Annotated in this window: 13 protein-coding genes; 10 read left to right on the forward strand and 3 right to left on the reverse strand. The window is 40.2% G+C overall.

Annotation, left to right across the window (positions count from 1 at the left end; genetic code table 11):
- Window positions 1-162: 162 nt before the first annotated feature.
- Window positions 163-1,359, reverse strand: a complete 1,197-nt coding sequence (locus ACF8FD_RS15160) for an alkane 1-monooxygenase (RefSeq protein ID WP_392453544.1) — start codon at window positions 1,357-1,359, stop codon at window positions 163-165.
- Window positions 1,360-1,528: 169 nt separating this feature from the next.
- Here ACF8FD_RS15160 and ACF8FD_RS15165 point away from each other — a divergent pair, with 169 nt between their 5' ends.
- Together ACF8FD_RS15165 and ACF8FD_RS15170 are read left to right on the forward strand one after the other, a co-directional pair.
- Complete coding sequence (locus ACF8FD_RS15165; protein WP_279043731.1) at window positions 1,529-2,461, forward strand: AraC family transcriptional regulator; 933 nt, start codon at window positions 1,529-1,531, stop codon at window positions 2,459-2,461.
- A gap of 282 nt (window positions 2,462-2,743) precedes the next feature.
- Entirely contained in the window at window positions 2,744-4,948 is a 2,205-nt protein-coding gene (locus tag ACF8FD_RS15170) for an OsmC domain/YcaO domain-containing protein (protein WP_392453545.1), read from the forward strand.
- A gap of 69 nt (window positions 4,949-5,017) precedes the next feature.
- Here the strand turns inward: ACF8FD_RS15170 and lpxB are convergent, their stop codons facing one another.
- Entirely contained in the window at window positions 5,018-6,190 is a 1,173-nt protein-coding gene (lpxB, locus tag ACF8FD_RS15175; protein ID WP_178927992.1) for a lipid-A-disaccharide synthase, read from the reverse strand.
- A 688-nt stretch (window positions 6,191-6,878) separates the two neighbouring features.
- Between lpxB and ACF8FD_RS15180 the strand changes: the two genes are divergently transcribed.
- The 6 genes from ACF8FD_RS15180 (at window position 6,879) to ACF8FD_RS15205 (ending at window position 12,334) form a co-directional block, all read left to right on the forward strand.
- Window positions 6,879-8,438, forward strand: coding sequence for a PepSY domain-containing protein (locus tag ACF8FD_RS15180; RefSeq protein WP_058869517.1), 1,560 nt, complete (start codon window positions 6,879-6,881; stop codon window positions 8,436-8,438).
- A complete protein-coding gene (locus ACF8FD_RS15185) occupies window positions 8,435-8,728 on the forward strand; it encodes a hypothetical protein (protein WP_392453546.1) in 294 nt (97 codons plus the stop codon). The genes ACF8FD_RS15180 and ACF8FD_RS15185 overlap by 4 nt, the downstream gene beginning before the upstream one ends.
- Window positions 8,729-8,925: 197 nt before the next feature.
- A complete protein-coding gene (locus ACF8FD_RS15190) occupies window positions 8,926-9,522 on the forward strand; it encodes a hypothetical protein (RefSeq protein WP_392453547.1) in 597 nt (198 codons plus the stop codon).
- Between the two features lie 103 nt (window positions 9,523-9,625).
- Window positions 9,626-10,522: a sulfite exporter TauE/SafE family protein gene (locus tag ACF8FD_RS15195; protein ID WP_058869515.1), complete on the forward strand. Its 897-nt coding sequence runs from the start codon at window positions 9,626-9,628 to the stop codon at window positions 10,520-10,522.
- A 139-nt stretch (window positions 10,523-10,661) separates the two neighbouring features.
- Window positions 10,662-11,753 (forward strand): 3-deoxy-7-phosphoheptulonate synthase, encoded by a 1,092-nt coding sequence (locus tag ACF8FD_RS15200; protein WP_004693350.1) that lies wholly within the window; start codon window positions 10,662-10,664, stop codon window positions 11,751-11,753.
- Between the two features lie 56 nt (window positions 11,754-11,809).
- Window positions 11,810-12,334, forward strand: a complete 525-nt coding sequence (locus ACF8FD_RS15205) for a protein tyrosine phosphatase family protein (RefSeq protein WP_058869514.1) — start codon at window positions 11,810-11,812, stop codon at window positions 12,332-12,334.
- Here the strand turns inward: ACF8FD_RS15205 and ispF are convergent.
- A complete protein-coding gene (ispF, locus tag ACF8FD_RS15210; protein ID WP_004979990.1) occupies window positions 12,322-12,810 on the reverse strand; it encodes a 2-C-methyl-D-erythritol 2,4-cyclodiphosphate synthase in 489 nt (162 codons plus the stop codon). The genes ACF8FD_RS15205 and ispF overlap by 13 nt on opposite strands.
- Before the next feature lie 101 nt (window positions 12,811-12,911).
- On the opposite strand from ispF, the gene ACF8FD_RS15215 reads away from it, so the two are divergent.
- Window positions 12,912-13,562, forward strand: coding sequence for a hypothetical protein (locus ACF8FD_RS15215; RefSeq protein ID WP_058869513.1), 651 nt, complete (start codon window positions 12,912-12,914; stop codon window positions 13,560-13,562).
- Window positions 13,563-13,607: 45 nt separating this feature from the next.
- Window positions 13,608-14,090: a CinA family protein gene (locus ACF8FD_RS15220; protein WP_392453548.1), complete on the forward strand. Its 483-nt coding sequence runs from the start codon at window positions 13,608-13,610 to the stop codon at window positions 14,088-14,090.
- The last annotated feature ends 70 nt before the right edge of the window (window positions 14,091-14,160 follow it).

The raw sequence follows: 14,160 nt of genomic DNA on the forward strand, positions 1-14,160 counted from the left end.
TTCAATATTTTCACTACATACCCAACATTATATGCCTATTCAAAAAGAAAGTTTAGCGGTACGCATTTCATGAGCATCGAACTTACAGGCACTCAACAAATCAATGACTGTAAGTTCGATGTCAACTATGTATTCAGCTTGCTAGCGCTGAAATATCGCAGTTTAGTCAGCACTTAATCCAAATTTCTTAAAGATTTGAGCACGGCGCTTTGGCAAGATATTGGCTTTGGTCAAATTACCTTCGTAGTGATCGAACACTCGTTGATCCATCATTTTAAACCACAGCTTTGGAATTAACGCTGGAATTAACATCGTGGCATAACCACTCGGTAGCTCAGGGGCTTCATCAAAATGTCTTAAGGCCTGAAATGGGCGGGTTGGATAGGCATGATGATCTGAATGGCGTTGTAACTGGTATAAGAATAAGTTAGTCACAATGTTGTTATTATTCCAGCTGTGTTCTGGCATGGTTCGCGCATGGCTGCCATCTTCTTTTTGGTTACGCTTTAAACCATAGTGTTCGATATAATTAATAATTTCAAACAGACTCACGCCATAAAATGCTTGTGTCACTAGATATGGCGTCACTTTTTTACCAAACAACTTCAACATGCTTGCATGAAAACCAGCACTCATCGCCCATCCATGAAATAGTTCATTTTCTTTGGAGAAGAAAGACAGTCCTTTTCGTTTTAGGCGCTTATGTTCAATTTCAACAGCCGACTTCAGCCCACCGAAAACGGTGCGTGGCCAAAACTCATAAAAAGTCTCCCCCATTTTCGATGAAGCAGGATCTTCTGGCGTTGCAGCACGTTTATGATGCCCATAAGGGTGCTCAATGCGGAAATGGTTGTAGACCAACGGCGCTAAAGTCATGTGTGACCAATAATGATCTGATTTTTTAGGACGGTGACACAGCTCATGTGCTGTATTCACTGCTACTCCATTAATTGCCCCCATGGAAACACCCAATAATATTTGGTCGAGCATCGATACATTTTGGCGAGTCACCACATAACCTGCAAACAAATTAGCTGCCATTTGTAGCGGAATGAACAATTTCACAATACGGTCATAGTACGGGTCATTTACCAAGACCTTAATTTCATCATCCGAAGGATTATTTTCATCTGCACCGACCAGACCATCTACCGCAGGAATAATGACATGCAGTAACAGCGGCCCACCCAAAGCGAAGATTTTCTTAGTGGGTTTCGGACCAAAATGATAGCCCGCTAAAATGCCCATGCCAATCACAGGAAGTCCAGGACTCAATAACCAGCCAAAACGCTTTTTATCGATCCCTGCTGCATTTTTGACGACCACGCTAGCATTCGTCATTTTCACTGATGCATTCATTACCATTCTTCCAATTTTCTTGTTATGCCTTTATATTTCTAGAAATGGGTCATAAAGAACAGTTGCTAACGTCCAAGAAAACAGCGTAATCGTCCTTGGCCTGAAATGACTTAAATTGACCCTAAATCAAATATTAAGCCCAAGAAATAAAGACTAGAAACCGTAAAGTATGGATGCTTTAAGTAAAATTTTTGAAGATATACACCTCAACCAATCTGAATACCTCTACCTTAAACCGTATGGTGAGTGGGCTTTTCGCTATACCGAACAATCCACCATGATGGCCTATGCGGTACTTCAAGGACAATTCACCATTTGTTTAGATGCTAAACAAATTATTCTTGCTGAAGTCGGAGACTTGATCTTACTGCCTTCAGGGCCAAGCCATGAGTGTCGCTCCTCAACTACCGACCAACTGTTAGAAGTATTCGATATTTCTGACTTATTTGCTCAAAATCAACACAAAGAAGTCACTTTTGGGAGTGATGCGACACAACAAAAAACCGTGATCTTGGCCTTACATGCACATATGGACCCCATTATGGCACGTCCTTTGGTACAAGCCTTACCCGCGTTTATTCACCTTCAACACCAAGATCTCAGCACTGTACCTGAATGGTTACAAATTGGGCTGCAGTTTCTCGCTCTAGAAGTCCAACGTATACGCCCAGGTCGCGACAAAATTTTGGATCATTTGGTGAGTATTTTATTAATTGAATGTGTACGTGATTATATTGACGCGCTGCAAGACTCGAACAATTGGCTGAGTGCTTTATCTCATCCTGAATTATCCAATGCTCTTGCAAAAATTCATGCGGAACCTGCACAGCCTTGGACAGTTGAGTCCCTTGCAGAACAGTGTTGTATGTCACGGTCTAAATTTGCCACATTGTTTAGCCAAATTTTAGGCACTAGCCCTTTGGCTTATTTGCAACAACACCGTCTGCGTTTAGCCGCCCAATACCTGCGTAATGGACAAGGAACCATTCAGCAAATTGCACATCGGGTCGGATACAACTCAGAAACGGCTTTTAGCCAAAGCTTTAAACGACAGTATCAAATGAGCCCAAGCCAATATAGAAATAATCCAAACCCAACTTAAAGTGCCCGTCCTTAATGGTTTAATAGCAATCTTCTCTAAGCTTATGTCTTTCTGCGCTAAGATAAATACCTTGAACTTGCAGACAAAGATTAGCATCTTGTGAAAATCACACTATAATATCCCGCATCCTTGCTAGAGATGGCTTCAAACCACTGCTTGTTTGTTCTTTTTCGCTCTAGCCACACTTTTTTAAGTCCAATTTCCATCCGTGATTCGGCTTATTTTTCAATATTTTATCTCTTGTATGTCCATGCTGACATATAAGAAAATTTAGGTGCCAGCATGGAAATCAAGGTTAATTATCTCGATAATCTTCGCCAAGAAGCGAAGTTCGATGATTTTACAGTCATTGCCGATCAACCGATTCGCTACAAAGGTGATGGCTCTGCACCCGGTCCATTTGACTACTTTTTAGCATCTTCTGCGCTTTGCGCAGCTTACTTTGTCAAAGTATATTGTTTAGCACGTGACATCCCAACCGACAACATTCGTTTGTCTCAAAACAACATTGTTGACCCTGAAAACCGCTATAAACAAATTTTCAAAATTCAAGTTGAGCTCCCAGCGGACATTTCAGAAAAAGATCGCCAAGGTATTTTGCGCTCTATCGACCGTTGTACGGTTAAGAAAGTAATTCAAACAGGTCCTGATTTTATTATAGAAGAAGTGGAAAGCATTGATGCTGATGCTCAAGCCTTGCTTATTCCAAGTCTTGCTTCTGAAACCAGCACCATCATTGCGGGTAAAGACCTACCTTTAGAAGAAACCATTGCCAATATGTCAGGTATTTTGGCTGGTCTAGGCATGAAAATTGAGATTGCCTCTTGGCGTAACATTGTACCAAATGTGTGGTCTTTACATATTCGTGATGCTCAGTCGCCCATGTGTTTTACCAACGGTAAAGGGTCAAGCAAAGAAAGTGCTTTAGCTTCTGCGCTGGGTGAGTTCATTGAACGTCTGAACTGTAACTTCTTCTATAACGACCAGTTCTGGGGTGAAGACATTGCCAATGCCGAGTTTGTGCATTATCCAGATGAAAAATGGTTCATGCCAGGTCCAAATGGTGAAATGCCTGAAGGTGTACTGGATGAGTACACCCTTGAAATTTATGACCCTGAAGAAGAACTGTTAGGTACGCATTTATACGACACAAACTCAGGGAAAACTGAGCGTGGTATTTGCGCTTTACCTTTTGTTCGCCAGTCTGATGCGGAAGTGGTTTACTTCCCATCAAACTTGATTGAAAACTTATACCTTAGTAACGGCATGAGTGCAGGAAACACCTTAGCTGAAGCACAAGTACAGTGTTTATCTGAAATTTTTGAGCGTGCCGTAAAACGTGAAATTTTGGAAGGTGAACTGACCCTGCCAGATGTACCACAAGAGATTTTAGCGAAATACCCAAGTATTTTAGCGGGCATCCAAGGTTTAGAAGAGCAAGGTTTCCCTGTACTGGTGAAAGATGCTTCTCTAGGCGGTCAATACCCTGTAATGTGTGTGACGTTAATGAACCCACGTACAGGTGGTGTATTCGCCTCTTTCGGTGCACATCCAAGCTTTGAAGTTGCGCTTGAGCGTAGCTTAACTGAGCTACTTCAAGGTCGTAGCTTTGAAGGTCTGAACGACTTGCCTCGCCCAACATTTAGCTCAAATGCGGTCACTGAACCCAATAACTTTGTTGAACACTTCATTGACTCAAGTGGTGTGGTGTCATGGCGTTTCTTTAGTGCCAAATCGGACTATGACTTTGTCGAGTGGGACTTTACCAATCAAGGCAAAAACTCAAATGCAGATGAAGCTGATGAGCTGTTCGGTATTTTGGAAAATATGGGCAAAGAAGTCTATATGGCCATTTACCAACATTTGGGTGCAACGGCGTGCCGTATCTTGGTACCAGGTTACTCAGAAATTTACTTGGTTGAAGACTTGGTTTGGGACAACACCAACAAAGCACTGCTTTACCGTGAAGACATCCTCAACTTACACCGTTTAGACAACGAACAACTCGAAGCGCTGGTTGAACGTTTAGAAGAATGTGAGCTAGATGACTATACTGAAATCAAGACTTTGATCGGAATTGAGTTTGATGACAATACCGAATGGGGTCAATTGACTCTACTTGAACTTAAACTACTCATCTATCTTGCATTAGAGCAGTTTGAGGAAGCGAAAGACTTGGTTGAAGCATTCTTACAATACAACACCAATACCGTTGAACGTGGTCTGTTCTACCAATGCATGAATGTCGTACTCGAAGTGATGTTGGATGACGACATGGAACTGGAAGAATATGAAGCCAACTTCCGCCGTATGTTCGGTGATGAACGTATGGATGCGGTAATAGGCACAGTTGAAGGTCGTATTCGTTTCTATGGTTTAACCGAAACCAGTATGAAACTTGAAGGTTTAGACCGTCACTTACGTTTAATCGACAGTTATAAAAAGTTACATGCTGCACGTGCCAAAGCTGTTGGACTAAAACCTTAAAATAAAAAGAAACAACCCAAATACGTTTGGGTTGTTTCTCACTGTACTATTACTATGTTTAAAAAAAAATTAATCTAAGATACTTAAAATCGCCTCAACAGGATTTTCACTATTGCCTGCAAGTAACTGTTTATGCATGGTAATGTGCTGCATGGCTTGAATCTGTGCTGTTTCTATATTCATTAATTTCTCAATTTCAGCCGCCAATTTCTCAGGCGTTGCATCTTTTTGGATTAATTCTTGTATCACTTTCTTGCCTGCAATAATATTCGGCAATGAATAATATTGAATCTTGATCAAGAATTTCACCACATGATAGGTGAGCCAGTTCAACTTATAGAAGGTTACCATTGGTCGGTGTAACAGCATAGCTTCTAAAGTTGCTGTACCTGAAGCCAAAGCTACAATATTAGCGGCGTTCATAACTTGACGCCCAATCTTCGACTCGGTGCCTGAGTTTTCAAGCAAGTCAATTTGATCGACCAGTGCTTTTGGATACTGAGTAAGCAAAGCTTCGATTTGTTGCTTACGTGCATCATTGATTGCTGGTATCACAAAGCGATAGTTTGGATATTTGGCGTAGAGCAATTTTGCAGCATCTAAAACCAGTGGACCGAGCTTTTCAATTTCACCACGTCGACTTCCCGGCAATAAGGCAATATGCTTTTGGGTCAGATCTAAACCCAGTTCTTCTTTGGCTTGTAAAATTGGGTTTTCCAAAGGCAATTGGCTGGCCAAGGGGTGTCCTACAAACGCAGCAGGAACATTCCATTTTTTATAAAATGCTTTTTCAAACGGAAATAAACACAGTACCAAATCAATAGAAGCTTTGATGCCATGAACCCGTCCCTGACGCCATGCCCAAACGGAAGGACTAACATACTGCACGGTTTTTATTGGCAGTTGTTTTTGTTTTAAACTTTTTGAAAGACGCAGATTAAAGTCTGGTGCATCAATCCCAATAAACACATCGACAGGATGGGCTGTCCACTTCTCTACCAGTCCATCACGTACAGCAAAAAGCTTTTTAATGTCTTTAAGAACCTCAACCAACCCCATAACAGACAAAATATCCATCGGATAAAAGCTCTTGAAACCCTCTGCAATCATTTGCGGGCCACCAATACCCTCAAATTCTGCATCAATTCCTTGCTCACGAAAACTGCGAATAAGTTTAGCACCTAAAGTATCACCCGATACTTCACCCACTACGATTCCAATTTTAAGTTTCCGATTTTGCAAAGCATTATTCCTTATTTTTCAACCCATGCATCATAACATAGCGTCTTTTGGGATGGGTATTGATCGGCTCTTTCTATTTATGCTGCAGATAAAAAATGAATGACTTATTTGATACATCTAAAGAACACGAAAAAAGTCGGGTTAATTTCAATTTTCGATCATTTAAATATTGCATAAGATGCCTATTAGAACATAAAATTATTGAGAATCATTATCGTTAATTCATATATACTCTGTTGCTCAACTTACGCTGCCTAATACCAGTATTTTGGCTACGTCGATTGCTTATACGCACAATAGAGATGATTATGTTTTGCTTAAATATTAAATTTAGGTTCAATGCTTAGTGAGTACAACGTAACGTTAAGCCTCCCTTTATGACTTCATTCATGTGATCTTTATGCCCCTAAGTCAGCTTAAATACCCTATAACCGTTATGTTCCGGTTTTTGATCGCATTTGGCTTAGGCTATATATGTACATTCATGTTATCAGAACTGCTTACACTCAGTTTTTACCCTCAATTAGCTAAAGCAGAATCCATTTATTTGGCGGCTTTTCTATCTCTTATTTTCTTTATCATTTTTGTCATTTTGAGCTTTTGTGTTCAATCCCTGAAAAAGTTAAGCGCTTCAACCATTTCGCTTTCCCTTTGCTTTTTTCTATTGCTGAAGTTCGTAGGTTAAACCATGCAAAAATCTGTTCGCCAATCAATGGCATGGCTACACTCTTGGCTTGGACTAACACTGGGATGGTTATTATTTGCCATTTTTTTAACAGGTGCTGCGACCTATTACCGTCATGAAATAAATTTGTGGATGCAACCTCAATTTGCCACCATGCAGGTCAAACAAGACACTGCGATGAACTCGGCATATCAATATTTACAAAAAAATGCCACAGATGCGCAAAGTTGGTATATCGGCGTAGCTAGTCCGAGTTCACCTGTTAATAAAATCTACTGGCAAAAGGCCGATGGTGGCTACGAAAATAAGACTTTGGATGCGAACACAGGTAAAGAAGTCACCTTATCTGCAACTCAAGGCGGTGAGTTTTTCTATGGCTTTCACTATCAGCTGTATGGTGTGCCCTATTTTATCGGTAGGCTTTTAGTCACTATTGCGGCCTTCTTAATGTTGATCATCCTCATTTCAGGCGTCATCACACACAAAAAGATATTCACCGAATTCTTTATCCTTAGAGCCTTCAAGGGTCAACGCTCGTATCTAGACTTTCACAATGTTACCTCTGTCATTGCTTTACCCTTTTTTCTGACCATTACATTCACTGGTTTAGCCATTTTCTTTTATCTCATTCTTCCCAATGGCATGAAGAAACTTTACCCAGAGCAACCGTTCCAATATTTTGATGAAATTAGAAATATTAGCATCAGCTCTGAGGCTAAACCGACACCTGCTACGATGCGACCAATTGAATACTTCATACAACAATCTGAGCAGCGTTGGGGTAAAACAGAAATTGGCAATATTACGGTCAAACACCCCAATACCAATATCGCTCAAGTGAACTTGGTTGAGTCAACTGACCGAAGCATCACGCGAAACCAAGCCCAACTCAGCTTTAACGGCGAATCTGGTGCCCTGCTCGGAGACACTCGAAATAATAGTGCAATCGCCACGCTCAATAATGGAGTCTATGGTTTACATATGGCACACTTTGCGCAGCCTCTATTACGCTTTACGTTATTTTTCTCAGGGCTTTTAGGCTGTGCCATGATTGCGTCTGGGCTTTTACTCTGGAGCTTAAAACGTCAGCTACAAAATAAGAAACAAAGTTTGCACTTTGGACATTATGTAGTTAACCGCCTAAATACGGCTGCCATCATTGGCTTACCGATTGCTATGCTCAGTTATCTTTGTGCAAACCGTTTACTTCAGTTAGAAGCTGGTCAACGCAACTACGAAATTTACGTATTTTTCGGCACTTGGTTACTCAGTTTAGCCATTGGATTGCTCACTCCACAGCAACACCTTTGGAAAACTCAACTGAAGGCCTTCATTTTACTGGCTGTATCTTTGCCTATTTTCAACCTTTATTATTTAATCAGCCACCAATATGTACATGACTTACATGAATATTGGTTATTTTTGCGAGTTGATCTTATGATCATCATCCTTGCGATATTGGCTTTTTTCTTACATCAAAAAATCCAGCCCATTCAACAAAAAGCAGTACAAAAAATTCAGAAAAAATATGCCAACCCTACAGTTCAGGAGCCCAATTCATGATCTACCTGATTGCAGGACTTCTCATCAGTTTCGCGTGCTATGTGTTATTTCTAGTGAGCGATAAGCAGCGCCCTAAAACTCAAAAGTCACGTTGGGCTAAGTGTGCAGAACATTATCAAATCTGCCGATATCTGGCTTTTGGTGTACTGACCGCGACATTAATTTTATTGATTCAATTCACAGGCCGCGGTGTGGGTAGTGTCAGTTTATTTGTATTTGCAACCCCGATACTTTTTATACTGATTTTAAGCATCAATGACTTAAAACCAAAAAAAACTAAATCTAAATAATCACTTACACTTCAACTCACATGCCTTTATATTTGGTTCATGAGCCAAATATAAAGGTGTATGTAAATATATGAACCAGAGCCATTGCAACAGAATTTTAGAGCCTAATCAAAATCATTTAAGTTGAAGCATCGTGAGTTTTTAATTATAACGCGCTCAATAATAGAACTTTTACACCTCTTTTCTCAGGGCAAACATTGCGTTCAACATTAGATTGGTTACAACAAGAAATCATCACACCCTTTCAACAGCTCTGCAGTTGGTCGAAGCATCATTTTGGCTGGACACTTTTTATTTCCCTCATTTTCAATTTGCTTGTATTTATTTGTTTCCCCAGTAGCTGGATCCCCACTCAGACTCAGAGCAAAACCTTTGATGAAATCACCGTTGAAGTCGGTAAAGGACGAATCAGCGCGTTGAAATTTAAACAACAGCATCATTTATGGATCGCAAACTGCGCATTGATGGGAGAACCTGTTCAAACACTATGTGACCAGTCATCACATCGTCACCAATTTACGGCAAAGCAGGTCGAGGTTTACTATTTAGAGCGTATTTTTTGGAATCTAAAAAACACCAAAAAGGAGACATTTATTCATCAGATCACATTAGCTAATCCACGTCAGCAGCACTTAGATATGACCTATAGCTCGACCACAGCGAATTTTGAGCAATGGAAAAAGCATCAGCTAGCCCCTCTTTATGTTCTACGAACACTCATAGGTCTTAATCTATTGTGGTTACTGACAATTGTAGGCTTAAAAATAAAAGCACGGATACAGCTCAAACAATAACTCCTATATCTCTTTTTAGAATAAGTAAATCAACAATCAAGACAACGACTTATATGAAAACGTCATAAGATATGCACGTTTTTTGATATTTTGGCATATAACAATGTTTGGTCCACTCGAATTTATTCTCGCAGGTGTTTTAGTCGGTTTTTGTGTGGGAATTACTGGTGTGGGTGGTGGTTCATTAATGACACCGATCCTCATTAGCCTTTTCAGAATTGAACCTCACATTGCCATTGGTACAGACTTGCTCTATGCCGCAATTTCAAAATTCTGTGGTTCATTTGTACATGCAAAAAAACTAAATATTGTGTGGCCAATTGTGCTTTGGCTTGCAATTGGTAGTATTCCTGCTTCCTTTGCAACGCACTGGGTACTCGACAACTATTTGAGCCAGTCTACCCACTACAAAGCCGTGCTCACCATAGTTTTAGGCTTCATGTTGACCATTACAGGTTTATCAATTGTCTTCCGTAATCAAATTGAAAAATTTTTCAACAAATTACGTAAAGATGAACTCCCAGACATGACCGAAGACTTAGAAAAAGTTCAACTTCAAACCAGCAATAAACGTAAGTACATTGTGATGATGGGTGTAATTCTTGGGGTCTTCGTGACACTATCATCAGTCGGTGCTGGTGCTTTTGGAATCATGGCTTTGGTCATTATGTTCCCCAACCTACCAATGATTCGTATTATTGGTTCTGACGTTGTGCATGCGGTACTACTTACTTTCGTTGCAGGTATGGGTCACATGACTTCAGGCAACGTGGACTTCCACCTCCTTATGTGGTTATTGGTCGGTTCAATTCCAGCAATTATTATTGGAACACTGATTAGTTCACGCCTTCCTGAAAAAATCATCCGTAAAGTGTTGGGTATTACTCTGTTTGCGCTGGGTGTCAACTTCATGTTGAATCCGATCAAAGTCAAACCAGTGAAGCCAGCTGAAACCGCTCAAGTCATTCAAATTTCAACAGTTAAGAATGCCTCAGTGTAGGCATTCTGATTTAAAATAAACCTAAGATTCATCACTTTTTTTTCAAAGATTCATTCGACTTTTTTATAACCTTTTATCAGCTAAACCGTGTTATATTCAGCTTATAAAGCAACTTAATACGATCGAACCAGTGACGGCAATGAATACTCTACAGTCAAACTCTATTACCCAAAACGACATCGATGACGTGAATTTACAAAGCATTCATCCGCTAGTTACCCCAGCGGAATTAAAAACTGAATTGCCTCTCACTGAGTCTGCATATCAAACTGTACTTCACGGTCGTGAAACAATTCGCAATATTTTAGATGGTAAAGACAAACGCATTTTTGTGGTGATTGGCCCATGTTCAATTCATGATCCTGTCGCTGCTCACGAATACGCAGACCGTTTAAAAGTTTTAAGCGATAAGATTAAAGACTCAATCTATGTCGTAATGCGTGTTTATTTCGAAAAACCACGTACCACAGTGGGTTGGAAAGGTCTGATCAATGACCCAGACATGAATGACTCATTCAACATTGAAAAAGGTTTACGCATTGGTCGTAAGCTTTTGGTTGAGTTAAATGAGAAAGGCTTGCCATGTGCGACTGAAGCACTCGATCCAAACTCACCACAGTACTACCAAGACTTAATCTCATGGTCAGCAATTGGTGCACGTACCACTGAAAGCCAAACGCACCGTGAAATGTCTTCTGGTCTTTCTTCACCTGTAGGTTTCAAAAATGGCACAGACGGTGGTTTAACTGTTGCAACCAATGCAATGCAGTCGGTTAAACATGGTCACCACTTCTTAGGTCTAAACAACCAAGGTCAAGTCTCTGTGATTCGTACTTCAGGTAACCCGTATGCACACGTGGTACTTCGTGGTGGTAATGGCAAGCCAAACTACGATGCTGGTTCTGTAGCAGAAGCAGAAGCAGCATTGGCTAAAGCGAAAGTCAGCACCAAAATCATGATTGACACTAGTCATGCAAACTCGAACAAAGACCCGTTCCTTCAACCGCTTGTTCTGAAAAATATTACCGAACAAATTATTGATGGAAATAAATCTATTATCGGCATTATGGTTGAAAGTCACCTTAAAGGTGGTCGTCAGGAAATTCCTGAAAACCTATGCGATCTTGAATACGGCAAGTCAGTAACCGATGGTTGTATTGACTGGGATACCACAGAAAAGGTATTACTAGAGATGCACGAAGCACTCAAAGACGTTTTACCGAACCGTTAAGTTTTTAAAACGCCATCTTCGGATGGCGTTTTTCATTCTAAGATTAAGAAATAATTATGAACGCTATTGAAACACACTTAAGCCAAACACTTAACTTTCAATTTATCCACGAGCATTTGTTTACTTCTGGACAACCGACTGCTGAGCAATTACAGCAAATTAAAGAGTATGGCGTAAACACGGTCATCAATCTTGCGCTCAGTAATAGCAATAACTATTTAGCCAATGAAGATCAAATCTGTTTAGAGCTCGGTTTGAACTATATACATGTTCCTATTTCATGGGATACACCGTCTGATGATCAATGTTTATTGGTCTTAGATATGATTGATCATTTGGTGCAAGAACAAACCATTTGGGTCCATTGTTCAGAAAATTATCGAGTCAGTAGTTTGATGTATTTATATCGTCAATATTATATGAATATCGATATGCCAACCTCACATGAAGCCATGCATCAAATTTGGGAACCGAATGACACATGGACAGGTTTGGCGCATGCTGTTGCCTTACAACTTCAAGGTCGTAAAGCAACACAAGAATTAAAGCTAGCTATGATCAATCCTGATCATTTTGCGTGAGAAATCAGCACTGTAGCTGTAGATAAAATACCTTCCTGACGACCCGTAAAGCCCAGTTTTTCCGTGGTCGTTGCTTTGATGCTAATCTGCGTGATTTCAACATCAAGAACGTCTGCAATGCTTTGGCGCATCGCTAAATTATGCGGTGCCAACTTCGGTCGTTCGCATGCCACAGTAATGTCTGCATTATTTAACTGATAACCACGATCTAGAATGAGCTGATAGACATGTTTGAGTAATACTCGACTGTCTGCTCCTTTAAAGCGAGGATCGGTATCAGGAAAATGCTGACCAATATCCCCTAAAGCCAACGCACCCAATAATGCATCTGTTAAAGCATGCAAAACCACATCACCATCTGAATGTGCTTTTAAGCCGTGTGTATGTGGAATTTGAATACCTGCCAGTGTGACAAATTCACCCTCTTCAAAAGCATGTACATCAAGTCCCTGTCCAATTCGAATATGTGCAACCATGCTCAGTTTCCTTTAAGAAATAAATGATTGAAATCTTGTATTCACGCTTTCTCTTTCGCTATAGTTACAAGCAGCGCAACATAGTGAAAGTATAAGCGATCATGCTGTTGAAAACCGACATAAAACTTATGAAAAAATTTAGTATTTTAGTGTGTCTAAGTTGTCTTTGTACCAGCTTTAGTTATGCTCAAGTCATTGACTGTGATGATCCGACTTCATCTAGCCTTAAAAAGATCTGTAGCGATCAATTCAAAGATATTCGACAAAAATTAGACACGCAATCCATGACTGCTTTTTTAATCAGTGATGCGCCGCAGCGTTTATTGGTCGATACCCATCAGCTATGGTTAAACCGCCTACAGCAATGTAAATCCTTAGCTTGCTATCAGCAGCAGATGGATTTTAGAATTGATGATCTCAACTTCTATACATCGTTAAATCAAAGTTTGACGCAACACTATTTAAAATTTGAACATGGGGTCATTGCCAAGCAACCTGTGCACCTACAAGTTCATCAGCTATCCAAAGATAAAATTAAGATCGAAGGTATTGCATATCGTAGCCCCAATAACCGCATAGAAACCCAGACCATTTCATTTTTGGCCTACACTACACCCGATCAAAAGCAAAACATTACCGATAATGAAAACAACTGCCACTACCAGTTCAACTTTCAAAAAGCCATTCTTTCTGTAAAAAGTGAAAGTAAAGCATGTAATCGTTTTGTCGGTGTGTACCGTGTTTATGACTAATCTACCAATCAAATCAAAATAATGAACATCGGGAGGTTGAAAGCCGTGCAAGTACTCAAGCAATGCTGCAACCTCCTAGAACAGAAAAAATTGACCATTGCCTTTATCGAAAGTGCCAGTTCAGGTTATCTATCCAGTCAGTTTTCGATTTATAAACATAGCGGAGCAGACATTTTACTCGGTGGACTGGTCAGTTATGACCCCAGTATCAAATATGAAATTTTAAAGATTGATCCTGCACTTATTCAACAATTTACAGCGGAGTCGAGTGAAGTCACTGAGGCTATGGCGCTTCAGGGTCATCGACTATTTCGTCATGCCGATATTAATGTCTCGTGTACGGGGCTACTCAAACCTGGTGGAAGTGCGACGCCTGAGAAACCTGAAGGCACCTTTTACATTGCCATTCATTATCAAAACACTTTAAGCACTTACCATTATTTACTACTGGGCAGTGCGCTCGAGCGACTTGATCAACTTACGAAAAACGTAGCTCAAATGGTCATTCAACGTGTTCAAAATACTTAAATCTTTACACTAAATTTGATTTTTCTACATTTAGAGCCTTTAAACTGAACCATAATCAATAAAAATGTGA

This window comes from Acinetobacter sp. TYF_19, from assembly GCF_043105125.1.
GTDB lineage: Bacteria > Pseudomonadota > Gammaproteobacteria > Pseudomonadales > Moraxellaceae > Acinetobacter > Acinetobacter johnsonii.

Coding starts and splice junctions, on each gene's coding strand:
- ACF8FD_RS15160 (WP_392453544.1), bottom strand. CDS start 1,359: ATGAATGCATCAGTGAAAATGACGAATGCTAGCGTGGTCGTCAAAAAT.
- ACF8FD_RS15165 (WP_279043731.1), top strand. CDS start 1,529: ATGGATGCTTTAAGTAAAATTTTTGAAGATATACACCTCAACCAATCT.
- ACF8FD_RS15170 (WP_392453545.1), top strand. CDS start 2,744: ATGGAAATCAAGGTTAATTATCTCGATAATCTTCGCCAAGAAGCGAAG.
- ACF8FD_RS15180 (WP_058869517.1), top strand. CDS start 6,879: ATGCAAAAATCTGTTCGCCAATCAATGGCATGGCTACACTCTTGGCTT.
- ACF8FD_RS15185 (WP_392453546.1), top strand. CDS start 8,435: ATGATCTACCTGATTGCAGGACTTCTCATCAGTTTCGCGTGCTATGTG.
- ACF8FD_RS15195 (WP_058869515.1), top strand. CDS start 9,626: ATGTTTGGTCCACTCGAATTTATTCTCGCAGGTGTTTTAGTCGGTTTT.
- ACF8FD_RS15200 (WP_004693350.1), top strand. CDS start 10,662: ATGAATACTCTACAGTCAAACTCTATTACCCAAAACGACATCGATGAC.
- ACF8FD_RS15205 (WP_058869514.1), top strand. CDS start 11,810: ATGAACGCTATTGAAACACACTTAAGCCAAACACTTAACTTTCAATTT.
- ispF (WP_004979990.1), bottom strand. CDS start 12,810: ATGGTTGCACATATTCGAATTGGACAGGGACTTGATGTACATGCTTTT.
- ACF8FD_RS15215 (WP_058869513.1), top strand. CDS start 12,912: ATGCTGTTGAAAACCGACATAAAACTTATGAAAAAATTTAGTATTTTA.